Genomic DNA, 25,589 nt, shown 5'->3' on the forward strand with positions numbered 1-25,589 from the left:
CCGGTCATGAGCGTCGAGTGGAGCGAGTCGACCCGTACCTCCCCGGACCAGAGGGGGGGCGGGGGGGCATTGCGCGGTTCCTTGCTACGCGATGAGCCCATGGGACGACACGTTTCCTGGCGGGCCGGCGGTGCCGTGGACCGCGCCTACATTCCCGCCGACCTGGACGACCTCGCCGCTTTCCTCGGCCAGTTGCCGGATGACGAGCCGCGCCTGCTGGTGGGCCTGGGCAGCAATCTGCTGGTGCGCGACAAGGGGTTTCGCGGCACGGCCATCTTTACCCATGGCGTCCTCAAGACCCTGCGCCGGGAAGCCGACGGTTCCCTCTATGCCGAGGCCGGCGTCGCCTCTCCCAAGCTGGCGCGCTTCGCCGCCACCCATGCCTTGGTGGAGGCGGAGTTCCTGGCCGGCATCCCCGGCACGGTCGGTGGTGCCCTGGCCATGAATGCCGGTTGCTACGGTGGCGAAACCTGGTCCTATGTGGCCAAGGTGTTGACCCTGGATCGTGCCGGCGGGCGCCATGAGCGGCTGCCCGACGAGTTCGCGGTGGGCTATCGGCATGTGGCACCGGTCACGCCCCGGGACGAAATTTTCGCCGCGGCCTGGTTCCGTTTTCCCGCGGGTGACGGCGAGGCCAGCCGGGCCCGGATCAAGGCCTTGCTGGAACAACGCATCGCCAGCCAGCCCCTGCAACTGCCCAATGCCGGCTCGGTTTTCCGCAATCCGCCGGGAGACCACGCGGCCCGCCTGATCGAGGCGGCCGGATTGAAGGGACTGGAAATCGACGGCGCGAGGGTGTCCGAAAAGCACGCCAATTTCATTGTTAATCCCGAGGGCAGGGCCACGGCTTCTGGGATAGAAATGCTAATCGGCCGAATCCAGGCCGTGGTGGCTGAGAAGTTCGGTGTGACGTTGATCCCGGAAGTGCGGATCGTGGGTGAGGTATGAGCGTGGCGGAAAAGAAATTTGGCAAGGTGGCCGTGATGTTCGGCGGCGACTCCGACGAACGGGAGGTTTCCCTCAAGAGCGGCGCGGCGGTGCTGGCGGCCCTGCGCGCCGCCGGCGTGGATGCCCATGCCTTCGATCCGCGTGACAAACCCCTGGCCGCCTTGCGCGAGGAAAACTTCCAACGGGTCTTCATCGCCCTCCACGGTCGTGGCGGCGAGGATGGCACCCTGCAAGGGGCGCTGGAGCTGATGGGCATTCCCTATACGGGCAGCGGCGTGCTGGCCTCGGCCCTGGGTATGGATAAATGGCGGACCAAGCTGGTCTGGCAGGCGGCGGGCATTCCCGTGCCGGAGTTCACCGTGGTGGACGAGCACAGCGATTTCGCCGCCGTCGAGAAGCAACTGGGCCTGCCCCTGTTCGTCAAGCCGGCCAACGAGGGGTCCAGCATCGGCATCAGCAAGGTGAAAGAGGCCGGCGGTCTGGCCACCGCCTACCAATTGGCGGCCCAGTACGACCGCATCGTGATCGCCGAGCGTTTCATGTCGGGCGGCGAGTTCACCGTCGGCATCCTCGGCCATGGCGACCAGGCCCGGGCCTTGCCGGTGATCCGCATCGTGCCCAGCACCGAGTTCTACGACTACGACGCGAAATACCTGCGCGACGATACCGAATACCGCATTCCCTCCGGCCTCAGCGAAGCCCAGGAGCAGGAGATGCAGGCCCTGGCCCTGAAGGCGTTTGCCGTGCTCGGCTGTCGCGGCTGGGGGCGGGTGGACATGATGATCGACGGTGAAGGCCGCATCGTGGCCCTGGAGGCCAACACGGCGCCGGGCATGACCGACCACTCCCTGGTGCCCATGGCGGCGCGGGCCGTCGGCCTGGATTTCCAGGCCCTGGTGGTCAAGGTATTGGAGGAGGCCCGCCTTGGCTAGGGAAAAGGCCGCCAAAGCGAACCGGCCCAGCAGGCCGGTGCGGCGCGAGAAGAAGGAAGGCTTCTGGGATAAGCCCGACCTGCTCAATCTGACGGCGGATGTGCTGTTCCTGTTCGGCGCGGTGGCTCTGGCCTATGCGGCCGTGGTGGCCGCGAAGCGTTTGCCGGTGTTTCCCCTGCGAGAAGTGGTGGTGCAGGGCAAGTTGAACCAGGTGACCCGGACCCAGGTGGAGTTTGCCGCCCGTACCGCGGTGAACGGTAATTTCTTCACGGTGGACCTGGACGCGGTACGCGGCACCTTCGAGAAACTGCCCTGGGTGCGCCGTGCCGATGTGCGTCGGCGTTGGCCGGACGGCATCGAGTTGACCCTGGAGGAGCAGGTGGCCGCGGCCCGCTGGAAGCAGGCCGATGGGGAGTACCGGCTGGTGAATAGTTACGGTGAAGTATTCGTCGCCGCCACGGAAGAAAAGCTGCCGGTGTTCGCCGGGCCGGAAGGCATGGCGGCGCAGGTACTGGGACAGCATCGGGCATTTTCCGAGTCCTTGCAGCGCTTGAGCCGACGCCCGGTGGAGGTGACCCTGTCACCGCGCCAGGCCTGGCAAATCCGGCTGGACGACGGTCTGGTGATCGACCTGGGGCGGGAGGAAAGCAAACATCCGGTGGCGGAACGGCTGGACCGTTTCGTCGCCAATTATCGGGAAGTGCAGCAGAAGCTGCGTTTCCAGCCGACGCTGATCGACATGCGTTATCCCAACGGCTTCGCCCTGCGCCTGGGCGGGGTCGCAAAACCATCGTGAGTGGCCCATGAGCAAGGAAAACCGAGATTTGATTGTCGGTCTGGATATCGGAACATCCAAGATCGTCGCCATCGTCGCCGAACTGGACCAGGAGGGCCAGCTCGCGGTGCTGGGCATGGGCAGCCAGGAATCGGAGGGCCTGAAGAAGGGCATGGTGGTGAACATCGAGGCCACCGTGAATTCCATTTCCCGCGCCATCCAGGAAGTGGAACTGATGACCGGCTGCAAGGTGCGCGAGGTCTATACCGGCATCGCCGGCAGCCACATCAAGAGCAAGGACTCCAACGGCATGGCCGTGGTGAAGGACAAGGAGGTCACCCAGCTGGATGTCGAGCGGGCGATGGAAGCCGCCGCCGCCACGCCCATTTCTGCCGATGACCAGATCCTCCACACCCTGGTGCAGGAGTTCATCGTGGATGGTCAGGATGGCGTCAAGGAGCCCATCGGCATGGACGCCAAGCGCCTGGAGGTGCGGGTGCACCTGGTGACCGGTGCCGTGACCGCGGTGCAGAACATTGTCAAATGCGTGCACCGCTGCGGCCTGGAGGTCGTGGACCTGGTGCTGCAACCCCTGGCCTCGGGCCATGCGGTGCTGACCGAGGACGAGAAGGACGTAGGCGTCTGCCTGGTGGACATCGGTGGCGGCACCACCGACGTGGCCATCTTCACCCAGGGTGCCATCCGCCACACGGCGGTGATTCCCATTGCCGGCGACCAGCTGACCTCCGACATCAGCATCGCCCTGCGCACGTCCACCCAGGACGCGGAGGAAATCAAGATCGGCTATGGCGTCGCCCTGCAACAGTTGGCGGACCCGGAGGAAATGCTCGAGGTGCCGGGCGTCGGCGATCGTCCCGCCAGCAGCTTGTCGCGCCAGACACTGGCCGGCTTCATCCAGCCTCGGGTGGAGGAGATTCTGATGAAGGTGCACGAGGAGCTGGTGCGCAGCGGCTATGAACGCCTGCTCCGGGCAGGCATCGTACTGACCGGCGGCTCGGCCCAGATGCCGGGCATGATCGAGTTGGGCGAGGAGATCTTCCACAACACGGTGAAGCTGGGGGTGCCCCACTACGAGGGGCCCCTCAAGGACGTGACGCGCAACCCCCGCTATTCGACGGCCATGGGCTTGCTGCTGGAGGGCCAGTCACAGCGCAAGCGGGGCATCAAGGTGCGGGAGAGCGGATCCTTCAAGCAGGTGATGGCGAAGATGCGTTCCTGGTTCGAGAAGAATTTTTGATCACTGCGGTCGACCAATCAACGGCGGCGCAGTGGAGGGCGGGAAAGAACCCTCTTTTTTGCGGGTCGGCGCCTGGGGCGCCATGGTGAAATCGGGTAGGACTATTGTAGGAGGCGAACATGTTTGAAATTGAGGAAGTGGTGGCCCCAAGCCCCGCCAATACAACGATCATCAAGGTGATCGGTGTCGGCGGCGCTGGCGGCAACGCCGTGGAGCACATGATCCGGGAAGGGGTCAATGGCGTCGAGTTCATTAGCGTGAACACCGACGCCCAGGCCCTGCACCATTCGAGCGCCGGCGCCAAGCTGCAACTGGGCCCCGGTCTCGGGGCCGGCGGCAAGCCGGGCAAGGCACGGGAACTGGCTGAGATCGACCGCGAGCAAATCGCCGAGACCCTGCGCGGTGCCCACATGGCCTTCATCACCGCCGGCATGGGCGGTGGCACCGGTACCGGTGCGGCGCCCATCGTGGCCGAGGTGGCCAAGGACCTGGGCATCCTGACCGTGGCCGTGGTGACCAAGCCTTTCGAATTCGAGGGCAACCGCATGCGCCTGGCCGAGGAAGGCCTGGCCGAGCTGGCCCAGCACGTGGATTCCCTGATCGTTGTGCTCAACGAAAAGCTGATGGAAGTCCTCGGCGAGGAAGTCGGCATGAAGGACGCCTTCAAGGCGGCCGACAACGTGCTGAAGAACGCCGTGGGCGGCATCGCCGAAATCATCAACGTGCCCGGCCTGGTGAACGTGGACTTCGAGGACGTGCGCACCGTGATGAGCGAAATGGGCAAGGCCATGATGGGCTCTGCCACCGCCGCCGGCGTGGATCGCGCCCGCATCGCCGCCGAGCAGGCCGCAGCCAGCCCCCTGCTGGAAGGCATTGAGCTGTCCGGCGCCCGCGGCGTGCTGGTGAACATCACCGCCAGCCACTCCCTGGGCATGAAGGAGGTCAAGGAAGTCATGGCCACCATCCGCAACTACGCCGCAGAAGACGCCACCGTGATCTTCGGTACCGTGTTCGACGATGCGATGGAAGACAATCTGCGGGTCACCGTGGTGGCCACCGGCCTCGGCGGCAAGGTCGCCAAGAAGCAACCCGTGCTGACCCAGGTGCCCAACGTCACCTACGGTCTGCGCACTGGCACCGACAACATGGTGGTGGATACCGGCGAAGCCATGCCCTCCGTGCTCCATGGTCGCGGCGCCCGCAATGCCGCCGTGGAAGCCATGACCTCCAGCGGCATGGACAAGTACGACATTCCGGCTTTCCTGCGCAAGCAGGCAGACTAATAGGCGTCGCCCCGGCAAGCCCCGGGTCGGACGGCAGCGTGGATCGCCTCCCGCGCTGTGGTTCGACCCGGGGTTTGTCTTTGTTGCAGTGCTACAATCACGCTTAAATCGTTGATTCCCATCGTCATGCTCAAGCAACGCACATTGAAGACCCTGGTTCGCACCACTGGTGTCGGATTGCATTCCGGCGCCAAGGTCACGTTGACGCTGCGCCCCGCCGCGCCGGATACGGGCATCGTCTTCCATCGCGTGGACCTTGAGCCGCCGGTCACCCTGCACGCCGATCCGTTCGGTGTCGGCGATACCCGCATGGCGTCCTGCCTGGAAAAGGACGGCGCCAAGGTAGGCACCGTGGAGCACCTGATGTCGGCCCTGGCGGGACTGGGCATCGACAATGTGCACGTGGACGTGGACGCGGCGGAAATTCCCATCATGGACGGTTCCGCCTCGCCCTTCGTTTACCTGCTGCAATCGGCGGGCATCGAGGAACAGAACGCGCCGAAGAAATTCATCCGGGTGAAGAAGGCCGTCGAGGTCAGGGAAGGGGACAAGTGGGCCAAGCTGGAACCCCATGACGGTTTCCGCCTGTCCTTTTCCATCGTCTTCAACCATCCGGCCGTGGACCAGACCGGTAATTCCACGACGGTGGATTTCGCCGACAACTCCTACATCCGCGAAGTTGCCCGGGCCCGTACCTTCGGCTTCACCCAGGACGTGGAGGCCCTGCGGGAGCAGGGCCTGGCCCTGGGGGGCAGCCTGGAAAACGCCATCGTGATGGACGAGTACCGGGTGCTCAACAGCGAGGGCCTGCGCTACGCCGACGAGTTCGTCAAACATAAGGTGTTGGATGCGGTCGGCGATCTGTACCTGGCCGGTCACCCCTTGCTGGCGGCCTTTTCCGCCCACAAGTCCGGCCACGCGATGAACAACAAGCTGCTGCGGGCCCTGTTGGCCGACCAGACGGCATGGGAGTTCGTTGCCTTCGAGGACGAGTCCGCCGCGCCGGCGACGGTGGTGCACCTCTATCCACAAGCCGCCTGACGCCGGCGCCTGGTCGTCGGGACCGACGCCACCCGCAGGGGAGGGACCATGTTCCTGATGCGTATTGCCGGTTTCCTGACAGTGTTTGCCGTGGCTGGCGGCATCCTCTGCTACCTGCTGACGGGACAACGGCGTTATCTCGTCTGGGCTGGCCGGGTGGCGAAATGGGCCTTGATCTTCGTCCTGCTGGTGTTCGGCCTGATGTTCGCTGAACGCCTGCTGGTGCTCTGAACCTCAGTCTTCCTGCTTCGCCCGTCCGAGGAAGCGCGTCAGCGCCCGTTTCAGGGGCGAGCTATCCGGCAAGCGTCCGGTGAGATTTTCAAGTCCTTGTTTTGCTGTTGTTTTCAAGCTGGCGCCAACGGCGGCGGCTGGGCCGGCTTGGGGTGATGCAGGTTGCACTTTGATCTGTACTTCGCTAACCTCTGGCCGGATTTGACGAAAAAGGTCGGTCAAACGCGGTGCAAGTTGCCGTAATTTGGCCGCCGCTGCGCCGCTCGTGGCGTAGATAACAACCACCCCCTGCTTGAGATTGGCCACTCGGCCGGAACGAACCAAGTTTGATGGCGCCGCTTTTTCATAAGCGCGCTGGAGTCGGACCAACAGGGCGGCATGGGCGGTATAGCGGGCCAGTCCGCTATCGGAATCGATGAATTTGCCTAGGCTGTTGGCGGGCATCGCTATAACCGTAAAAGTGTCGCCGCGATGGGCGGCAAAGTGAGAGAGGAACAGTTTTGCACATTATTCTTGTCTCCAGCCGGATGGCAACAACCCGGACCATTTCCTTGACCCCGCTGCGGGTTCTGGCGCTGCTGGTACTCCTGACCATCACTCTGATGAGTCTTTCTTCCCTGTTCTCCTACCTGACGGTGCGCTATGCGGCGGAGATCCGCCATCCCTTCCTGCAAACCCTGATCCGGGCGGTGACGCTCCAGGAAAACCAGCGGCGGGAAGAGTACATGAAGGAAAACATCAAGGTCATGGCCACCAAGCTGGGGGAAATGCAGGCCCAGCTGACCCGGTTGGACTCCCTGGGTGACCGCTTGGCGGCCCAGTCCGGCATCAAGCCGGCGGAACTGAAGGCGGTCAACAACAAGGGCGGTCAGGGCGGCCCGCTGGTGCTGGCGGCCGACCTGTCCCCGGACGAGCTGCAAAAAGCCGTGGACGCCCTGGCGTCCCAGGTGGAGGCCAGGACGGACACGCTGACCCTGATCGAGGCGGAAATCTTCGAACAACGGGTGCGCAAGAACTTCCTGCCGACCACCCTGCCGATCAACAGCCAATGGAACGCCTCGGCCTTCGGCTGGCGGGTGGATCCCTTCACTGGACTGCGGGCGATGCACGAAGGCGTGGACTTCCCCGCCGCCGTGGGCACGCCGATCATGGCGGCGGCCTCGGGCATCGTGACTTCCGCCGAGTGGCACCCGGAATACGGCAACATGGTGGAAATCGACCATGGCAATGAAATGACCACCCGCTACGCCCATGCCTCGAAACTCAATGTACGGGTGGGCGAGTTGATCAAGCGCGGTCAGAGGGTTGCCGAAGTCGGCTCCACCGGGCGTTCCACGGGCCCTCACCTGCATTTCGAGGTGCGTTTCCGCGGCATTGCCCAAAACCCGAACCGCTTCCTCGAGGCCGCCCAGAACAATTCCCTGGCCAAGCGCTAGGCCGGCATCCCGGGCCTACGATAAGTCCTTGAGCGGGCAGGCCGTCGCTGCCCCCATGCTAAAATCGCCACTTTTCTCAAGCTGGCGGATTCCTTGATGCTTACGGGCTTTCTCAAGAAGATTTTCGGCAGCCGCAACGAGCGGCTGCTGCGGCAATACCGGGCCTCGGTGGTCCGCATCAACGCCCTGGAGCCGGCCATGGAGGCCCTCTCCGACGGTCAACTGGCCGCCAAGACGGCGGAGTTCAAGGAACGCTACGCCCAGGGCGAAAGCCTCGACGACCTGCTGCCCGAGGCCTTTGCCGTCGTGCGCGAGGCCGGCAAGCGGGTGCTGGGCATGCGCCATTTCGACGTCCAACTGGTGGGCGGGATGGCCCTGCACTACGGCAAGATCGCCGAAATGCGCACCGGCGAGGGCAAGACCCTGGTGGCCACGCTGCCGTCCTACCTGAATGCCATTTCCGGCAAGGGCGTGCACGTCATCACCGTCAACGACTATCTGGCCAAGCGCGACGCCGAGTGGATGAGCCGCCTGCACGGCTTCCTCGGCCTGACCGTGGGAGTGAATCTCTCCCAGATGTCCCACGACGCCAAGCAGGCCGCCTACGCCGCCGACATCACCTACGGCACCAACAACGAGTTCGGCTTCGACTACCTGCGGGACAACATGGTCTATGCCGCCGGCGAGCGGGTGCAGCGCAGCCTCAACTTCGCCATCGTGGACGAGGTGGACTCCATCCTGATCGACGAGGCCCGTACTCCCCTGATCATCTCCGGTCAGGCGGAAGACCACACCGATCTCTATCTCAAGCTCAATGCCGTGCCGCCCCTGCTGACCCGGGGCGAGGCCGCCCAGAACGAGGGCGAGCAGGACAGCGGCGACTACACCGTGGACCTCAAGTCCCACCAGGTGCTGCTGACCGAAGAAGGGCACGAGAAGGCCGAGCAGATTCTCGCCCGCATGGGCCTGCTGCCCGAAGGCAGCAGCCTCTACGAGCCCGGCAACATCCTGCTGGTGCACCACCTCTACGCCGCGTTGCGCGCCCATAGCCTGTTCCACAAGGACCAGCACTACGTGGTGCAGGACGGCGAGATCGTCATCGTGGACGAGTTCACCGGTCGTCTCATGTCCGGTCGTCGTTGGTCCGATGGTCTGCACCAGGCCGTGGAGGCCAAGGAAGGGGTGCAGATCCAGGCCGAGAACCAGACCCTGGCCTCCATCACCTTCCAGAACTACTTCCGCATGTACGGCAAGTTGGCCGGCATGACCGGTACCGCCGACACGGAAGCCTACGAATTCCACCAGATCTACGGCCTGGAAACCGTGGTGATCCCCACCCACCGGCCGCCCCAGCGCAAGGACGAGAACGACCAGATCTACCGTACCGCCCAGGAAAAGCACGCGGCCATCATCGCCGACATCCGTGCTTGCCACGAACGAGGCCAGCCGGTGCTGGTGGGTACCACCTCCATCGAGAACTCCGAGCTGTTGTCGGAATTGCTCAAACGCGAGAAGCTGCCCCATCAGGTGCTCAACGCCAAACAGCACGCCCGCGAGGCGGAAATCGTGGCCCAGGCCGGCGGCCCCGGCGTGATCACCATCGCCACCAACATGGCGGGCCGGGGTACCGACATCGTGCTCGGCGGCAACGTCGAGAAGGAACTGGACGCCATTCGCGACGACGAGACGCTTTCCGCCGACGAGAAGGAAAAGCGCATCGCTGCGCGCAAGGCCGAGTGGCAGCAGGTGCACGACCGTGTGCTGGCAGCCGGCGGCCTGCACATCATCGGCTCCGAGCGTCACGAGTCGCGCCGCATCGACAACCAGTTGCGCGGCCGCTCCGGTCGCCAGGGGGATCCGGGTTCTTCCCGCTTCTACCTGTCCCTGGAAGATCCCCTGCTCAAGATCTTCGCCGGCGAACGCCTCAACGCCATCATGGTCCGGCTCAAGATGCCCGAGGGCGAGGCCATCGAGCATCCCATCGTCAACCGTTCCCTGGAATCGGCCCAGCGCAAGGTGGAACAGCGCAACTTCGACATCCGCAAGCAACTGCTCGAATACGACGACGTCGCCAACGACCAGCGCAAGGTGATCTACCAGCAGCGTAACGAACTGCTGGAAACAGAGGACATCTCCGAAACCGTCAGCGCCATGCGCCAAGGACTGCTGCACGACACCTTCCGCCTTTACGTGCCGGCGGAAAGCGTCGAGGAACAGTGGGACATCCACGGCCTGGAGACCGCCTTGGCCGGCGAACTGCAACTCAAGCTGCCGGTGGCCGAATGGGTCAAGGCCGACCCCCAACTGAGCGACGACGACCTCCTGCGCCGCATTCTGGACGCCGCCGACGCCGCCTACAGCGACAAGATCGCTGCGGTGGATCCGGCCGCCTGGCACGGTTTCGAGCGTAACGTGATGCTGCAAAGCCTGGACACCCATTGGCGCGAGCACCTGGCGGCCCTTGACCATCTGCGCCAGGGCATCCACCTGCGCGGCTATGCCCAGAAGAACCCCAAGCAGGAATACAAACGGGAATCCTTCGAATTGTTCGAGGGCTTGCTCAACACGGTAAGGGCCGAAGTGACCCGGTTGCTGATGACGGTGGAAATCCGTTCCGAGGCTCAGATCGAGGAAGCGGAGCAGCACCATCCCGGCGTCGAGAACGTGCAATATCACCATGCCGATTACGACGAGGCCCTGGGCGCCGCGGCGGACAAGAAGCCCCAACCGGCCCAGGCCGGGCCCAAGGTGAGCCGCAACGATCCCTGCCCCTGCGGCAGCGGCAAGAAGTACAAGCATTGCCACGGCAAGCTGGCATGAGTGTCGTGGTCTTCATCAACGCAACGGCTCCCGGTGGAGCCGTTTTCTTTTGACAGGATCGCCATGGGCCGCCATCCCCTGAACACGTTGCAAGAGGACGGAGATTCCATCCTTATCCTCGACCAGACCCGCCTGCCGGCCGAGGCCGTGTTGACCCGGCTGGGCAGCGCCGAGGCGGTCGCCGAGGCCATTGCCGTCATGCGCGTGCGCGGCGCGCCCTTGATCGGCGCCACGGCGGCGTACGGCGTTGCCCTGGGGCTGCTCCATGCCGCGGACGACGAGCGTCTGGAGGCCGTTTTGTCCCTCTTGGCCACCACCCGGCCCACGGCGGTGAACCTGCACTGGGCCTTGGGCCGCATGGCCAGCCTATTGCGCCCCCTGTCGCCGGAGGTGCGTTGCCTGAGCGCCTGGCAGGAAGCCCGGGCCATCGCCGATCTGGACCGCCAGGCCAATGACTCGATCGGCCGGCACGGTTCGGCCCTGCTGACGGCATTGCGCGAGGCCAAGCAGGATGGGGCCGGGGCGGGACGCATCAACGTCATGACCCATTGCAATGCCGGCTGGTTGGCGACGGTCGCCCACGGTACCGCCCTGGCGCCGGTTTATGCCGCAACTGCCGCGCGCATGCCGCTCCATGTCTGGGTATCCGAGACCCGGCCGCGCAACCAGGGTTTACTCACCGAGTGGGAACTGCGCCAAGCCGGCGTCCCCCATACCCTGATCGCGGACAACGCGGCGGGACTGCTGATGATGCAGGGCCGGGTGGATTGCGTCATCGTCGGCGCGGATCGCATTGCCGCCAACGGCGACACCGCCAACAAGGTGGGCACCTACCTCAAGGCCCTGGCCGCCCAGGCCCACGACATTCCTTTTTACGTGGCGGCGCCGGTGTCCACCATCGACTTTGCCTGCGCAAGCGGCGCGGCCATTCCCATCGAGGAACGCAGCGCCGCAGAGCTGGGCGTGGATGAGGCGATTGCCGTGGCCAATCCGGCCTTCGACGTGACGCCGGCTTCCCTGATCCGGGGCATCATCACCGAACGGGGCGTGTTCGCTCCCGACCAACTCGGCGCCCTGCGGTGAGTAGCGACGATCTCAAGGGTCAGGTGCTGGCCACGGCCCGAGCCATGAATGCGGCAGGCATCAACCGGGGATCCGCCGGCAACGTCAGTGCCCGCTGCGGTTCGGGGTTCCTCATCACCCCCACCGGCATGGCCTACACCGATTGCGAGGCGGCGGACATGGTCTTCTTCGCCCTGGACGGGGAAACCGAGGGGCGTCGCAAGCCTTCCTCCGAATGGCGGTTTCACCGGGATATTTACGCCGCCCGGCCCGAGGTGGGAGCGGTGGTCCACACCCATTCCCCCTTTGCCACCAGCCTCGCCTGCATGGGTACCGAGATCGGCCCCTTCCACTACATGATCGCCCGCTTCGGCGGCAAGACGGTGCGTTGTGCCGACTACGCCCTGTTCGGTAGCCAGGCCCTGTCCGACGCCATTCTCCGCGCGTTGGAGGATCGCTGTGCCTGCCTTATGGCCCACCACGGCATGGTGGTGGCGGCAGCCAACCTGAACAAGGCCCTGGATTTGGCGGTGGAATTGGAAACGCTCTGTGAACAGTACTGGCGCGTGCTGCAACTGGGGCAGCCGAAGTTGATCGATGATGCCGAAATGGACCGGGTGCTGGAGAAGTTCACGACTTACGGCCAGCAGTAGGCCGTGCGCCGCCGTTCGGCCAGCGCCGCGCGTGGTCAGGTAAACAGGCGGGCCAGTTCGCTACCCGGGTCCCCGGCACGCATGAAGGCTTCTCCCACCAGGAATGCATTGACGCCGTGTTGCCGCATCAGCGCCACGTCAGCCCCATTGAGAATGCCCGACTCGGTGATCACCAGGCGCTCGGCGGGGATGCGGCCAAGCTGTTGCAGGGTCGTGTCGAGGCTCACTTCGAAGGTGCGCAGGTTGCGGTTGTTGATGCCGATCAGGGGCGTTTTCAGTTGCAGCGCCAGATCGAGTTCCGCACCGTCGTGGGACTCCACCAGTACTGCCATGCCGAGTTCGGCGGCGATGGTTTCCATTTCCTGCATTTCCGCCAGGGACAGTGAAGCGACGATGAGCAGGATGCAGTCCGCGCCCATGGCCCGGGCTTCGTAAACCTGGTAGGGATCGACGAGGAAGTCCTTGCGCAGCACCGGCAAGGCACAAGCGGCCCGGGCGGCTTTGAGGTAATCCGGCGAACCTTGGAAATAGGGGGCATCGGTGAGCACGGAAAGACAGGCGGCACCGCCCTCTTCGTAGCTGCGGGCGATGGCGGCGGGATCGAAGTTCTCCCGCAATACGCCCTTGGAGGGGCTGGCTTTTTTGACCTCGGCAATCACCGCGGAACGACCGTCGGCGATTTTCCGCCGCAGGGCGCCGGTGAAGTCGCGGCAAGGGGGCTGGGCCAAGGCGTCGGCCCGCACTTGTTCAAGGGGCCGCAGGCGCTTGGCGGCAGCCACCTCTTCCCGTTTGGTGGCGTTGATCTTGTTGAGAATGTCGGACATAAAAATCTCGGTAAAAATTGGTCAGCCCAGGTCGCCATCCCGGTGCGCGATGGCGTCGGCCATCTGTTGGGCCGCGTGGGAGCCTTGCTCGCGCAGGGCATTGATCGCGGACCAACGGTTCGCTTGCACTTGGTTCTGACTCAGTTTGGCTTTGCCGACCATGTCGCTAATCTCGATGCGGATACCGACAATGGCGGTCAGGCGGGCGTCGATGTAATCCTCGGGGGCATCGGCCAAGGTCCAGGGCACGGGCTGGGATGCTTCGTGGCGGGCGGTCAGTTCGACGAGGCAATCCCGCAGCCATACTCGATCATCCATGGCAAAAAGCCGTCCCTGCACCTGAACCACTTCGTAATTCCAGGTCGGCACAACTTTGCCCGTCTCCGCCTTGGTGGCGTACCAGTTGGGGGAGATATAGTGTTGATGCCCCTGGAAAATCACCAAACAAGGAATGCCGGATCGGGCCTTTTGCCAGAGGGGATTGGCCCGGGCCACATGGCCGACCAGGCTGCGGCTGCCGTCTTGCCCATGCCGCAGCAGGAGGGGGACGGGGTCCGCCGCCAAGCCCGATGCATCGTGAACTACGATGGTGCCGAGGGCATGTTGCGCGATGAAGCCTTCCAGTACCTCGGGGCGGGATTCCTGAAAGTGCGGAGGCAGGTACATGGGCAGCCGGCTCAGTGCGTCACAGGCTCTGGGTGGTGCGGACGAATTGTTCCAGCTTGGCCTTGGCGGCGCCGTTGGCGAGTACTTCCCTAGCCTTGTCGATACCCGCCGCAATGGAAGGCGTCAGATTGGCGGTGTACAGGGCGGCACCGGCGTTGAGCAGGACGATGTCGCGGGCCGGGCCAGCTTTGTCGTCCAACACCGACAACATCATGGCGCGCGACTCGGCGGCATCGGCCACGGTCAGGTTGCGGCTGGAGGCCATGGACAGGCCGAAGTCCTCGGGATGGATTTCGTATTCGCGGACCTCGCCATTCTTCAATTCGCCCACCCGGGTGGCGGCACCGAGGGAGATCTCGTCCATACCGTCCTTGCCCCACACCACCAGCACGTGTTCGGCGCCGAGACGCTGCATGACGCGGACCAGGATGCCCACCAGGTCTTCATGGAAGACGCCGAGCAGGGAGTTCGGCGCGCCAGCTGGATTGGTCAGGGGGCCGAGGATGTTGAACAGGGTTCGGATGCCCATTTCCTTGCGCACCGGCGCCACGTTCTTCATGGCCGGATGGTGGTTGGGGGCGTACATGAAGCCCATGCTCAGGGTTTCCAGGCAGCGGGCCACCTGGGCCGGTTGAAGATCGATCTTGGCGCCCAGGGCCTCCAATACGTCGGCCGCGCCGGACTTGGAAGAGACGCTGCGGTTACCGTGCTTGGCCACGGTGGCGCCCGCCGCCGCGGCGACGAAGGCCACGGTGGTGGAAACGTTGAAGGTATGGCTGCCGTCGCCGCCGGTGCCGACGATGTCCACGAAATGGGGATTGTGGGTCGTCTGCACCGGGTTGCACATCTCGCGCATGACCTGGGCGGCGGCGGTGATCTCGCCGATGGTTTCCTTCTTCACCCGCAAGCCGGTGAGGATGGCTGCCGTCATCACCGGGCTGACCTCGCCGCGCATGATCTGCCGCATCAGATGCAGCATTTCATCGGCGAAGATTTCCCGGTGTTCGATGGTGCGCTGGAGCGCTTCCTGGGGGGTGATCATGGCGGCGGCTTTCTAAAGAGCGGTGGATGGCAAAAGATTGAAGTCTAAATCATCCGTGCGCCTGGAGAAAGTTGCGCAATAGATCGTGCCCGCGCTCGGTGAGGATGGATTCCGGGTGGAACTGCACTCCCTCGATGGCGAATTGCTTGTGGCGCACGCCCATGATCTCGCCGTCGTCGGTCCAGGCGGTGATTTCCAGGCAGTCGGGCAGGGACTCGCGCTCGATGGCCAGGGAGTGGTAGCGGGTCACCGTCAGCGGATTGGGCAGGCCCCGGAACACGCCGACGTTGTTGTGATGCACGGGAGAGGTCTTGCCGTGCATGACCTGCTTGGCCCGTACCACCTTGCCGCCGAAGGCCGCGCCGATGCTCTGGTGACCCAGGCAGACACCGAGGATCGGCTTCTTGCCGGCGAAGTGTTGCAGGGTCGGCACGGAAATGCCGGCCTCGGCCGGGCTACAGGGGCCGGGGGAAATCACGATGTGGTCGGGATTCAATTGCTCGATTTCAGCCAGGGTGATTTCGTCGTTGCGGTACACCCGCACGTCCTCGCCCAGTTCGCCGAAATACTGCACCAGGTTGTAGGTGAAGGAGTCGTAGTTGTCGATCATCAATAACATGGCAGGCTCCTATTCAATGGGCGTCGAAACGGGTGTCGAGGCCGGCTTCGGCAATCTCGGCGGCGCGCAGGGCGGCGAGGCCCTTGTTGCGGGTTTCTTCCCATTCGGAATCGGGGTTGGAGTCGGCCACGATGCCGGCCCCGGCCTGGACGTGGATCATGCCGTCCTTGAGCACGGCGGTACGAATGGCGATGGCCAGGTCCATGTCGCCGTGGAAGCCCAGGTAGCCCACGGCACCGGCGTAGATGCCGCGCTTGGTGGGTTCCAGTTCGTCGATGATTTCCATGGCCCGCACCTTGGGCGCACCGGACACGGTGCCCGCCGGGAAGGTGGCCTTGAGCACGGAGAGGGCGTTTTCCCCCTGGCGCAGCTTGCCTTCCACGTTGGAGACGATGTGCATGACGTGGGAGTAGCGTTCGATGACGTAGCGCTCGGTCACCTTGACGCTGCCGATCTCGGACACCCGGCCCGCGTCGTTGCGACCCAGGTCGAGCAGTTGCAGGTGCTCGGCGCATTCCTTCTGGTCGGCCAGCAGGTCGGCGGCCAGGGCGGCATCCTCCTCGGCGGTCTTGCCCCGCTTGCGAGTGCCGGCGATGGGCCGCACGGTGACTTTATCCCCTTCCAGTCGGACCAGGATTTCCGGCGAGGCACCCACCACGTGGAAGTCGCCGAAGTTGAAGAAGAACATGTAGGGCGAGGGATTCAGGGTGCGCAGCGCCCGGTAAAGGGCCAGGGGCGTGGCCTTGAAGGGACGACTCATGCGTTGGGACAGCACCACCTGCATGATGTCGCCGTCGAGGATGTATTCCTTGGCTTTGCGCACGGCGGCCTTGAAGGGTTCCTCGCCGAATTCGGACACCGGCGCGGCGGAGGTCGCCACGGTGTCGGCGGGAATGGCCGCCGGTTCCCGCATCCGTGCCACCAGGGCGCGCAGCCGGGCCTGGGCCTTGTCGTAGGCGTTGGCCTGGGCTGGGTCGGCATAGACCACCAGGGTCAGCTTGCCGGACAGGTTGTCCACCACGGCGATTTCCTCCGACAGCAAGAGCAGGATGTCGGGGCAGCCGATGGGGTCGGGTTTTATCACCTGGGACAGGCGCTTTTCCAGATAGCGGATGGTTTCGTAGCCGAAGGCACCCACCAGCCCGCCGTTGAGGCGGGGCAGGTCGGCCAGCTCCGGTACCTTGAAGCGGGCCTGATAGCTGCCGAGAAAGGCGATGGGGTCGACGTCCTCGTGCTGTTCCACCACCTGGTCGTCGGTAATGATGCGCACCGTGCGCGCCCGGACTTCGATGCGCGTGGCGGCAGCCAGGCCGATGGAGGAAAAGCGGCCGAACCGCTCGCCGCCTTGCACCGATTCCAAGAGGTAGGTGTAGGGCGCGTCGGCCAGCTTGAGGTAGAGGGAAAGGGGCGTGTCCAGGTCGGCGAAGGTCTGGAGGGTGACCGGAATGCGGTTATAGCCCTCGGCGGCCAGCCGGTTGAATTCGGTTTGGTTCATGGTGATTCCTCAACAAAAGTGTATTCAGCGTTCGACGTGATTCATCGCGCATTGATCGTCCGCGGGGACGAAGGCCAGCGCTGGCCAGCTAGGTCAGAGTGCGCGCCAGGGGCGCCAGGGCCAAGCCTCCACCGCGCGGGTGAAGTTCTGCGTCGAAAGCAGTGAGTTGAGGAACACGATAAGGGTCTTGATAAAGAGGGATTCGTCAGCCGCGGTCCGGGGCCAACAGGTCGGCCAAGTCCGCGAGAGAGCTAACTATAGCATCGCAGTCCAGGTTGTGGACCGAGGGACTGTAACCGTAGGGCACCAGGGCCACGGGACAACCGGCGGCCCGGGCCGCTTCCGCGTCGTGGCGGGAATCGCCCACGTGCAGGTTGTGGGCGGGCTGGCTACCCAGGCGGGCCGAGGCGTGGAGCAGGGGCAGGGGATGGGGCTTCTTCTCCGCCAGGCTGTCGCCGCCGATGGCGAAATCGAAGTAGGGTGCCAGACCCGTGCTGGCCAGGAGCGGCGTGGTGAATTCCATGGCCTTGTTGGTGACCACGGCCATGGGGAATCCCAAGTCCCTCAATCGTTGCAAGCCCGTCATCACGCCAGGATAGGGCCTGGCTTCCCGTCCGTTGGCGGTGGCGTAGTGGCGGCGGAAAACTAGCAGTGCAGCGGCAGGGTCGATCTGGCAATCACGTCCTTCCGCCAAGCAACGTCGCACCAGGTCGGCGACGCCCTTGCCGACGAAACCGGCAATTTCCTCCCGGCTTCGCGCCGGTTGGTCGAGTTCGTCCAGCATTGCATTGGCGGCGGCGACGAGATCCGGCAGGGAGTCAAGCAGGGTGCCGTCCAGGTCAAGGGTCAGGGAACGGATGGGCGTAGGCAGCGGCATGGGGCGAGGTGTTGCTGAACGGGCTGGTGCGGCGGGGACGGGAACAATATTCCCGCTGGCGGTTTTTTTACTGGGTCTTGGCGAGTTCGGCGCGCAGCCCGGCGATCACCGAATCGTAACGATGGGGGTCGGCATCCTTGCCGGCACCGAACACGGCGGAGCCGGCCACGAAGGCATCTGCGCCGGCGCGGGCGATCTCGGCGATGTTGTCGGTCTTGACGCCGCCATCCACTTCGAGACGGATGCGCCGACCCGTGCGGGCTGTGTATTCGTCGATGTGGGACCGGGCCTGCTTGAGCTTGTTGAGGGTTTCGGGAATGAACTTCTGGCCGCCAAAACCGGGGTTCACGCTCATCAGCAGCACCACGTCCAGCTTGTCCATGACGTGATCCATGTAGTGCAGGGGCGTGGCGGGGTTGAACACTAGGCCGGCCTGGCAACCACTGTCGCGGATCAGGCCCAGGGTGCGGTCGATGTGTTCGGAGGCTTCCGGGTGGAAGGTGATGATGTCGGCACCGGCCTTGGCGAAATCGGGCACGATGCGATCCACCGGTTTTACCATGAGGTGCACGTCGATCGGTGCCTTGGTCACCGGCCGCAAGGCCTCACAGACCAGGGGACCAACGGTGAGGTTGGGGACGTAATGGTTGTCCATCACATCGAAGTGCACCCAGTCGGCACCGGCGGCGATGACGTTGCTGACCTCCTCGCCGAGCTTGGCGAAGTTGGCGGAAAGGATGCTGGGGGCGATGATGAAAGACATGGTGTCGGTCGGCGAAAAATAGAGGCAAATTCTATCCCTGAACGGCAACTCCTATGACTATCGTCCGGACGGGCGGTCGTTCCAATCGTCGGAGAGGTTTCCCAAGTCCTTGCGTTACGGGTGATGCGATGTCTATTGGGCGAATCGGGGTGAACGACTGGCCGGTTTTCGTTGTAAGGCGTGACGTATGTCTTTAGCAATAAATATGTATTACTAAAAGCATATGTCTATGAAAAATGGGCATTTTTGGTGCATAAGGCTTTGTTGACAAGGGTAGTTTCGTCCCCCTATATTCGAACCGAGTTTCTTGATTTGAGCAGTGGTTTTCAGCAGATTTTCGCCGTAGCAGGGAAGTGGTTCTTTGAAAATCAAAGGGCGGTTCGGCGGGTCTTGGCCTTCCGTTTTTTATTGATGGCGACGGCGCTGAAACTTCTTCGAATCGCTCCCGTGTGTATCCCCATCGTTTCTTCATGACAATGCATGAAGGCGACGGTGGTTTTACCGTTTGGCTGCCATGCAGGTCTTGATCTGTTGGGACTGGAATGCGGCGAACGGCGTGTCCCCAGAGAGCTTTGGATGAGGGTGAGGATTAAATGACATTAAAAAAATTGATCCCCGTCGATATACGTGACATCTTGATCGATGTGCCCGTGCCTTACTCCATTTACGATAGCGATGGACGTCTGCTTTTGCGCAGCGGTCTTGTGGTACGTAACCCCAAGCATCTGGACGCATTGCTCGCCGTCGGCATGAAGGAAGACGAAACTGCTGAAGCCGAGGGTGGTGAGCAGAAAGCCGCATCCTCCACCTTCGAGCGGATGGAACAGATCGCCCAGCGCTTGTCGGTGGTCTACCAGCACATCCGGATTTACCAGCGCTTTCAGGAGTATCAGGACGGTTCCAACGACATCCTGCTCCACAGCATTCAGGACTTGGCCCAGGCCATCTTGGCTTGTACCGAGAAGGATAGCGATGCGGCGTTTGCCATGCCGCACTTGGATCGTCACCATGGCTACGAGGTAGTGCACCACTTGATGGCGTCGGTGGTCAGCGCCCGCATGGCCATGGCGTTGAAGTGGAACCAATCGCGGAAGGAGTCCCTGGTTGCCGCCGTGCTGACCCAGGACATCGCCCTGCTGCCCCTGCGCAGCGTGCTGGAGTCCCAGAAGACACTCGACGACGCCTTGCAACAACAGATTCGCCGCCATACCGACGATGGTGTGCTTTGGTTGAAGCGCATCGGCGTCCGCGACCAGGCTTGGCTGGACTGTGTCCAGCAGCACCACGAGGCCATGAATGGTGGCGGTTATCCGCAAGGACTGGCGGGTGGCGCCATCTGCACCGAGGCGCGTATTGCTGCCTTGGCCGATGCTTTCAGCGCCATGCTGCGTCCTCGTCCCTACCGGGGGCGGGTGCTGGCCAAGATGGCCTTGGCGGATTTGTATGCCAATCCCCAGGGTCGTTACGACCCCAGTCTGATCAGCGGCCTGATCCGTGAGTTGGGCATCTTCCCGCCGGGCAGCGTGGTGGGCTTGATCAACGGCGAAATGGGGATCGTGACTCGCAGTCGGGAAGGCAAGTTGAATACGCCCCTGGTGAGCGTGTTGATCGATGCCAAGGGTCGGGAGTTGTACAAGGCCTGTCCGCGGGACGTGAGCGATCCGCTCTACGCCATTGATCACCTCAAGGAACCGGAAAGCTGCCACCGCATCTGGAAAAAACTCAGCTTGTTGTGGGATACCACGATCCTGCATGAGGAAGAGGCGCCGATCGAAGGCGATGTGGTGGATCCGGCGGCCGGCGGTACTCCCGCCACAAGCGGTCAGGAGAATGTGGCGGTTGCAGCAGCGGGTGCCTCGCCCGCCTTCGTGCAATTCCAGGCGGCATTGGGCGCTGCCTGATTACTGCGCCTATCGGGCCGTCGCTGGACGCCCGGCAAGCCGCAAGGCGGCTTTCCCTCTCGGGTTTTTGACTCCTTCGGGGCGCCCATCAACTTGATGGGTGCCCTGGCATTGCACTTCGCTGATTTTTCCTGTGCAATGGCGGTCCTATGACTGAATCCAACCTGTACCGCATCGCGGTGAGCGTCCGTAGCGAATACCTCGCAGACCAGTCCGATCCCGAGGGGGAGCGGTATGTTTTCGCCTATCACGTGACCTTGCGCAACGAAGGCACTGTCGCGGCCCAGCTTATTTCCCGGCATTGGATCATCACCGATGCCGATGGGCAGGTGCAGGAAGTCCGAGGACAGGGCGTCGTGGGCGCCCAGCCCCTGTTGCAGCCCGGGCAGAGCTACGAATACAGCAGCGGCAGCACCTTCGCCACCCCGGTGGGGACCATGAAGGGCAGCTACCAGATGACGGCGGCGGATGGCACCCGGTTCGATGCCGAAATCCCCGAGTTCATCCTGTCCATGCCCAGGGTGTTGCATTGAAGCGGCGAGTCTTCGGCTGTTGCTTGGCGCTGTTGCTTGGCCCAACCTGGGCGCAGACCACCGAGCCGGCGCTTCTGGCATCCGGCAGCCAAGCGGCTTCGGACGTCAGCGGTGCCGCCGTGGTGGAAGGTTTGCAATCCTTGACGCCCTCTCAGCTCGACCGGGTTTTGGCCGATTACGACAAATTCGACGACAACACCAAGCGCCAGTTCAAGGATGCCCTGGCCAAGCCCAATCCCTTCGTCATCGCCTTGCTGACCTCGGCCGCCAATCGCATTGCGCCCGAGAGTCGGCGCCAACTGGCCGATAGCATCGCCCGGGTCAAGGCAGGCAAGTAAACACCCCATTAACCCTCAATCAACGCTTCAGTCGGCCCCGATGGGTTGTCGGCAGCGGGTTTCCGAGGGGAGCTCGCCGAACAGGCGTTGGTAATCCTTGGCGAACTGGCTCATGTGGGTGAATCCCCAGGCATAGGCGGTATTCGAAACGCTGCGGGCATCCTTGCCGTAACGAAGCTCCCGGCGTACCTCATTCAGGCGCAGGGAACGCATATAGGCCAGCGGGCCCATGCCGGCCACTTCGTCGAAGCAGTTCTGCAAGGCGCGGCGACTCATGTGCAATTGGGCGCAAAGCTCGGGAATGCTGGGCGGGTATTCGGGATCGTCCAACAGACGCTCACGGACCTTGGCAACCACTTGTTGCCGATGTCGCCAAGAGCGGTGGGCTGGGTCGGTTGTCGCGCCGGCCAACAGCAATTGCGCCAGCACGCCGAAGATCCGTTCCTGAAGGTGGTCGGTGGCGGGCGCGGAGGCCTCCCCCGCATCGACCAGGATGTCGGCCAAGGTGTCGCACAGCGTCCGCTTCAATGCCATGGGCAGATTGAGGACATCGCCCCGATCCAAGAGCCGATCCAGGTTTTGCCGTTCCGTGATTTCCAGGTATTCGGCGAAGGTGTTCTTGTCCACCACGATGCCGAACAGGTTGAAGTTCGGCGCCGTGGTCAGGTCGAATTCGGCGCCCCCATCCCGCAGGCAGACCGCCTGGGCTGAGAGGGGCTTGCCTCCCATGGACATCATCCCGTCCGCCGCCGCGGGCACGCCGAACCAGATCGACTCCGGCCAGGCGGCGCAGGCCTGGCGCAATTGCCGGTTGGCGGTTTCGACAAAGATCTGCGTTTTGGGCAGCCACAGCTCCGTCACCGAGCCCTCGAACACGCCGGGGGACAACTGATCGTAGCGCTGGTCCCAATGGGAAAGATTCTGGGCATGCTCGTCCGCGTCCCGGGCATGGGTGACTCGCAGGCCAAGCTTGGCTGGGCGATCCTGGGCGAAGTGGGCGGTCGGTGACATGGCATCCAAGGGGAGCGGGTATATCTCCGCTGTAGCAAATCACGTACCCAATCCCGCATCGGCCGCAATGGCGCCATGGCTGGGGCTCTAGGGCCAAGGCCCAGCCGTCCTTCGTGCCATTTGCTGGCGCATGGCACGGGTCTGGGGCACAGACCTGGTGCAGGGGAAAGCCCTGTGCCGAAATTTGCTATCACTGTGCCGAAACTTGATAGCGCCCGATGTCGGTCGCGGCCATGATGAAAAATATCCAACAACAGGGAGTGCATCATGAGCACACAATCACACGGTCAGCATGTGGGCGCCGTGACCCACCACGAACTGTCCGCCAGCCTCGGTACCTGGCAACTTTGGGGCATTGCCGTCGGCCTGGTGATTTCCGGCGAGTACTTCGGCTGGAGCTTCGGCTGGGCCTCCGCCGGGACGCTGGGCTTTTTGGTGACCGCCATTGGCGTGGCCCTGATGTACACCACCTTCATCTTCAGTTTCACCGAACTTACCACCAGCATTCCCCATGCGGGCGGCCCCTTCGCCTACAGCTACCATGCCTTCGGGCCGACGGGCGGCTACCTGGCCGGGATGGCAACCCTGATCGAGTTTGTCTTCGCCCCGCCGGCCATTGCCCTGGCCATCGGCGCCTATCTCAATGTGCAGTTCCCCGCCCTCGATCCCAAGGTGGCCGCCGTGGGCGCCTATCTGGTGTTCATGGCCCTCAACATCGTCGGCGTGCAGATCGCCGCGACCTTCGAGTTGTTCGTCACCATCCTCGCCATTTTCGAACTGCTGGTGTTCATGGGCGTGGTGGCACCGGGCTTCTCCATCGCCAATTTCGTCAAGGGCGGCTGGTCGGGCCAGGACCACTTCAGCATCGACTCGGTGTCCGGCATCTTCGCCGCGATTCCCTTCGCCATCTGGTTCTTCCTCGCCATCGAGGGTGTTGCCATGGCGGCGGAAGAGGCCAAGAACCCCAAGCGCTCCATCCCCATCGCCTATAGCGCCGGCATCCTGACCCTGGTGGCCCTGGCCATCGGCGTCATGGTTTTCGCCGGTGGTGCCGGTGACTGGACCCAACTGGCCAACATCAACGATCCCCTGCCCCAGGCCATGAAGATGATCGTGGGTGAATCCTCGGGCTGGCTGCACATGCTGGTCTGGCTGGGGCTGTTCGGCCTGGTGGCATCCTTCCACGGCATCATCCTCGGCTACTCCCGTCAGATCTATGCCCAGGCCCGGGCCGGCTATCTGCCCGCCTGGCTGGCCAAGGTCCATCCCCGCTTCAAGACCCCCCATCGCGCCATCCTGGCGGGGGGCGTGATCGGCATCGCCGCCATCTTCAGCGACGAACTGATCCAATTCGGTGGCCAGACCCTGACCGCCAACATCGTCACCATGTCCGTGTTCGGCGCTCTCTTGATGTACGTCCTCAGCATGGCCGCCCTGTTCAAGCTGCGCATCAGCGAACCCCGCTTGGCCCGGTCCTACAAGGCCCCCTTCTATCCCCTGTTCCCCGCCGTGGCCCTGATCGGCGCCCTGGTGTCCCTGGTGACGGTGGTCTGGTTCAACCAGATGCTGGCGGGCCTGTTCCTGGTGATCCTGCTGTTGGGCTACGCCTACTTCCGTACCACCCAACACCAGCGGGAAGCGTCCCCCTTCGACGACCTGCTGGAAGCCGAAGCCGAGGCCTGATCCGGAAACGCCGCCATGAAATACCACTGCGACATCGGCCCTCGCCGCCATGTCTTCGCCGACCTGAAAACCCTCCTGGCCAAGGCCAGTCCCCTGCGGTCCGGGGACTTGCTGGCCGGGGTGGCGGCGGCCTCGGAAGAGGAGCGCATGGCGGCCAAGCTGGCCCTGGCGGAGGTGCCCCTGGCCCGGTTCCTGGAAGAGATGGTGGTGCCCTACGAGACCGACGAGGTGACCCGCATCATCATCGATAGCCACGATGATGCGGCCTTCGCGCCGGTGGCCGGCCTGACCGTGGGCGAGTTCCGCGACTGGCTGCTGTCCACCGCGGCCGATGACAAGGCCCTGGCCGCCCTGGCGCCGGGACTGACGCCGGAAATGGTGGCGGCCGTGAGCAAGCTGATGCGCAACCAGGACCTGATCCTGGTGGCCGCCAAGTGCCGGGTAGTGACGGCCTTCCGTACCACCATCGGGCTGCCTGGTCGGCTGGCGGTACGCTTGCAGCCCAACCATCCCACCGACGACCCCAAGGGCATCGCCGCGTCCATTCTCGACGGCCTGCTCTACGGCGTGGGTGATGCGGTGATCGGCATCAACCCGGCCAGCGACAGCCTGCCCGCTATCAGCGCCTTGCTCAGTCTGATCGATGACCTGCGCCAGCGCTATCAGGTACCGGTGCAAAGCTGCGTGCTGACCCACGTGACCAACAGCCTGCGCGCCATCGACAAGGGCGCTCCGGTGGATCTGGTGTTCCAGTCCATCGGCGGCACCGAGGCGGTGAATCGTAGCTTCGGCATCAGTGCCGATCTGCTGGCCCAGGCCGACAGCGCCGCCCGGGAACTGGGGCGCGGCACCGTGGGCAGCAACGTGATGTATTTCGAAACTGGCCAGGGCAGCGCCCTGTCCGCCAACGCCCACCACGGCGCCGACCAGCAGACCCTGGAAACCCGGGCCTACGGCCTGGCGCGGCGTTTCCGGCCCCTGCTGGTGAATACCGTGGTCGGCTTCATCGGTCCGGAATACCTCTACGACGGCAAGCAGATCATCCGCGCCGGGCTGGAGGACCACTTCTGCGGCAAGCTGCTGGGCCTGCCCATGGGCTGCGACATCTGCTACACCAACCATGCCGAAGCCGACCAGGACGATATGGATAACCTGCTCACCCTGCTCGGCACGGCGGGTATCAACTTCGTCATCGGTGTGCCCGGCGCCGACGACATCATGCTCAACTACCAGAGCACCTCTTTCCATGATGCCCTCTATCTGCGGCAGTTGCTCAACCTGCGCCGCGCGCCGGAGTTCGAGGACTGGTTGGAGCGCATGGCCATCGTGGATCATCAGGGCCGCCTGCTTCCCCAGACCGAGCAGCAACCCCTGCTCAAACTGGCCGCCAATTTCTGA

General features: G+C 63.8%; 25 protein-coding genes. 16 read left to right on the forward strand and 9 right to left on the reverse strand.

Annotated features, from left to right (window positions below):
- Positions 1-6 precede the first annotated feature (6 nt).
- The 7 genes from murB to ACYQ2U_RS08360 all read left to right on the forward strand — a co-directional run bounded on the left by murB (position 7) and on the right by ACYQ2U_RS08360 (position 6,468).
- Positions 7-948: a UDP-N-acetylmuramate dehydrogenase gene (gene murB / locus ACYQ2U_RS08330; protein ID WP_459949891.1), complete on the forward strand. Its 942-nt coding sequence runs from the start codon at positions 7-9 to the stop codon at positions 946-948.
- On the forward strand, positions 945-1,880 hold the full coding sequence (locus ACYQ2U_RS08335; protein ID WP_459949892.1) for a D-alanine--D-alanine ligase: 936 nt from the start codon (positions 945-947) through the stop codon (positions 1,878-1,880). Before murB ends, ACYQ2U_RS08335 begins: the two co-directional genes overlap by 4 nt.
- On the forward strand, positions 1,873-2,676 hold the full coding sequence (locus ACYQ2U_RS08340; protein WP_459949893.1) for a cell division protein FtsQ/DivIB: 804 nt from the start codon (positions 1,873-1,875) through the stop codon (positions 2,674-2,676). The genes ACYQ2U_RS08335 and ACYQ2U_RS08340 overlap by 8 nt, the downstream gene beginning before the upstream one ends.
- Positions 2,677-2,683: 7 nt before the next feature.
- Complete coding sequence (gene ftsA, locus ACYQ2U_RS08345; RefSeq protein ID WP_459949894.1) at positions 2,684-3,913, forward strand: cell division protein FtsA; 1,230 nt, start codon at positions 2,684-2,686, stop codon at positions 3,911-3,913.
- Between the two features lie 119 nt (positions 3,914-4,032).
- Complete coding sequence (gene ftsZ, locus ACYQ2U_RS08350) at positions 4,033-5,196, forward strand: cell division protein FtsZ (protein WP_459949895.1); 1,164 nt, start codon at positions 4,033-4,035, stop codon at positions 5,194-5,196.
- A gap of 126 nt (positions 5,197-5,322) precedes the next feature.
- A complete protein-coding gene (lpxC, locus tag ACYQ2U_RS08355; RefSeq protein WP_459949896.1) occupies positions 5,323-6,237 on the forward strand; it encodes a UDP-3-O-acyl-N-acetylglucosamine deacetylase in 915 nt (304 codons plus the stop codon).
- Positions 6,238-6,285: 48 nt separating this feature from the next.
- Positions 6,286-6,468, forward strand: coding sequence for a hypothetical protein (locus ACYQ2U_RS08360; protein WP_459949897.1), 183 nt, complete (start codon positions 6,286-6,288; stop codon positions 6,466-6,468).
- Between the two features lie 3 nt (positions 6,469-6,471).
- On the opposite strand, the gene ACYQ2U_RS08365 is transcribed toward ACYQ2U_RS08360, so the two are convergent.
- The gene (locus ACYQ2U_RS08365) at positions 6,472-6,912 is read right to left on the reverse strand and encodes a DciA family protein (RefSeq protein WP_459949898.1); all 441 of its coding nucleotides are present in this window, start codon (positions 6,910-6,912) and stop codon (positions 6,472-6,474) included.
- Positions 6,913-6,995: 83 nt separating this feature from the next.
- Between ACYQ2U_RS08365 and ACYQ2U_RS08370 the strand changes: the two genes are divergently transcribed.
- The 4 genes from ACYQ2U_RS08370 (at position 6,996) to ACYQ2U_RS08385 (ending at position 12,439) form a co-directional block, all read left to right on the forward strand.
- Complete coding sequence (locus ACYQ2U_RS08370) at positions 6,996-7,904, forward strand: M23 family metallopeptidase (protein WP_459949899.1); 909 nt, start codon at positions 6,996-6,998, stop codon at positions 7,902-7,904.
- A gap of 96 nt (positions 7,905-8,000) precedes the next feature.
- The gene (gene secA, locus ACYQ2U_RS08375) at positions 8,001-10,724 is read left to right on the forward strand and encodes a preprotein translocase subunit SecA (protein ID WP_459949900.1); all 2,724 of its coding nucleotides are present in this window, start codon (positions 8,001-8,003) and stop codon (positions 10,722-10,724) included.
- Between the two features lie 63 nt (positions 10,725-10,787).
- Entirely contained in the window at positions 10,788-11,807 is a 1,020-nt protein-coding gene (gene mtnA, locus ACYQ2U_RS08380; RefSeq protein ID WP_459949901.1) for an S-methyl-5-thioribose-1-phosphate isomerase, read from the forward strand.
- Positions 11,804-12,439 carry a class II aldolase/adducin family protein gene (locus ACYQ2U_RS08385; protein WP_459949902.1) on the forward strand — a complete coding sequence of 212 codons (636 nt, stop codon included), beginning with the start codon at positions 11,804-11,806 and terminating at the stop codon, positions 12,437-12,439. The genes mtnA and ACYQ2U_RS08385 overlap by 4 nt, the downstream gene beginning before the upstream one ends.
- A 35-nt stretch (positions 12,440-12,474) precedes the next feature.
- Here the strand turns inward: ACYQ2U_RS08385 and trpC are convergent, their stop codons facing one another.
- The 7 genes from trpC to rpe all read right to left on the reverse strand — a co-directional run bounded on the left by trpC (position 12,475) and on the right by rpe (position 18,725).
- Positions 12,475-13,263, reverse strand: a complete 789-nt coding sequence (gene trpC / locus ACYQ2U_RS08390) for an indole-3-glycerol phosphate synthase TrpC (protein WP_459949903.1) — start codon at positions 13,261-13,263, stop codon at positions 12,475-12,477.
- Positions 13,264-13,284: 21 nt separating this feature from the next.
- Positions 13,285-13,929 carry an FMN-binding negative transcriptional regulator gene (locus ACYQ2U_RS08395; RefSeq protein WP_459949904.1) on the reverse strand — a complete coding sequence of 215 codons (645 nt, stop codon included), beginning with the start codon at positions 13,927-13,929 and terminating at the stop codon, positions 13,285-13,287.
- Between the two features lie 19 nt (positions 13,930-13,948).
- The gene (trpD, locus tag ACYQ2U_RS08400; protein WP_459949905.1) at positions 13,949-14,971 is read right to left on the reverse strand and encodes an anthranilate phosphoribosyltransferase; all 1,023 of its coding nucleotides are present in this window, start codon (positions 14,969-14,971) and stop codon (positions 13,949-13,951) included.
- 49 nt (positions 14,972-15,020) lie between these two features.
- A complete protein-coding gene (locus tag ACYQ2U_RS08405) occupies positions 15,021-15,590 on the reverse strand; it encodes an aminodeoxychorismate/anthranilate synthase component II (protein WP_459949906.1) in 570 nt (189 codons plus the stop codon).
- 13 nt (positions 15,591-15,603) lie between these two features.
- Complete coding sequence (gene trpE, locus ACYQ2U_RS08410; RefSeq protein WP_459949907.1) at positions 15,604-17,085, reverse strand: anthranilate synthase component I; 1,482 nt, start codon at positions 17,083-17,085, stop codon at positions 15,604-15,606.
- Positions 17,086-17,290: 205 nt separating this feature from the next.
- Positions 17,291-17,962: a phosphoglycolate phosphatase gene (gph, locus tag ACYQ2U_RS08415; RefSeq protein WP_459949908.1), complete on the reverse strand. Its 672-nt coding sequence runs from the start codon at positions 17,960-17,962 to the stop codon at positions 17,291-17,293.
- A gap of 67 nt (positions 17,963-18,029) precedes the next feature.
- Positions 18,030-18,725 carry a ribulose-phosphate 3-epimerase gene (gene rpe, locus ACYQ2U_RS08420; protein ID WP_459949909.1) on the reverse strand — a complete coding sequence of 232 codons (696 nt, stop codon included), beginning with the start codon at positions 18,723-18,725 and terminating at the stop codon, positions 18,030-18,032.
- A 650-nt stretch (positions 18,726-19,375) separates the two neighbouring features.
- Here rpe and ACYQ2U_RS08425 point away from each other — a divergent pair.
- The 3 genes from ACYQ2U_RS08425 (at position 19,376) to ACYQ2U_RS08435 (ending at position 21,497) form a co-directional block, all read left to right on the forward strand.
- A complete protein-coding gene (locus ACYQ2U_RS08425; RefSeq protein WP_459949910.1) occupies positions 19,376-20,626 on the forward strand; it encodes an HD-GYP domain-containing protein in 1,251 nt (416 codons plus the stop codon).
- Between the two features lie 149 nt (positions 20,627-20,775).
- Positions 20,776-21,159, forward strand: coding sequence for a Co2+/Mg2+ efflux protein ApaG (gene apaG / locus ACYQ2U_RS08430; protein ID WP_459949911.1), 384 nt, complete (start codon positions 20,776-20,778; stop codon positions 21,157-21,159).
- Between the two features lie 23 nt (positions 21,160-21,182).
- Entirely contained in the window at positions 21,183-21,497 is a 315-nt protein-coding gene (locus tag ACYQ2U_RS08435) for a hypothetical protein (protein ID WP_459949912.1), read from the forward strand.
- 27 nt (positions 21,498-21,524) lie between these two features.
- On the opposite strand, the gene ACYQ2U_RS08440 is transcribed toward ACYQ2U_RS08435, so the two are convergent.
- The gene (locus ACYQ2U_RS08440; protein WP_459949913.1) at positions 21,525-22,508 is read right to left on the reverse strand and encodes a helix-turn-helix domain-containing protein; all 984 of its coding nucleotides are present in this window, start codon (positions 22,506-22,508) and stop codon (positions 21,525-21,527) included.
- Between the two features lie 267 nt (positions 22,509-22,775).
- Between ACYQ2U_RS08440 and eat the strand changes: the two genes are divergently transcribed.
- Together eat and ACYQ2U_RS08450 are read left to right on the forward strand one after the other, a co-directional pair.
- Positions 22,776-24,191, forward strand: coding sequence for an ethanolamine permease (gene eat, locus ACYQ2U_RS08445; protein WP_459949914.1), 1,416 nt, complete (start codon positions 22,776-22,778; stop codon positions 24,189-24,191).
- Between the two features lie 15 nt (positions 24,192-24,206).
- A complete protein-coding gene (locus ACYQ2U_RS08450; RefSeq protein WP_459949915.1) occupies positions 24,207-25,589 on the forward strand; it encodes an ethanolamine ammonia-lyase subunit EutB in 1,383 nt (460 codons plus the stop codon).

Source organism: Denitratisoma sp. agr-D3 (assembly GCF_054658675.1).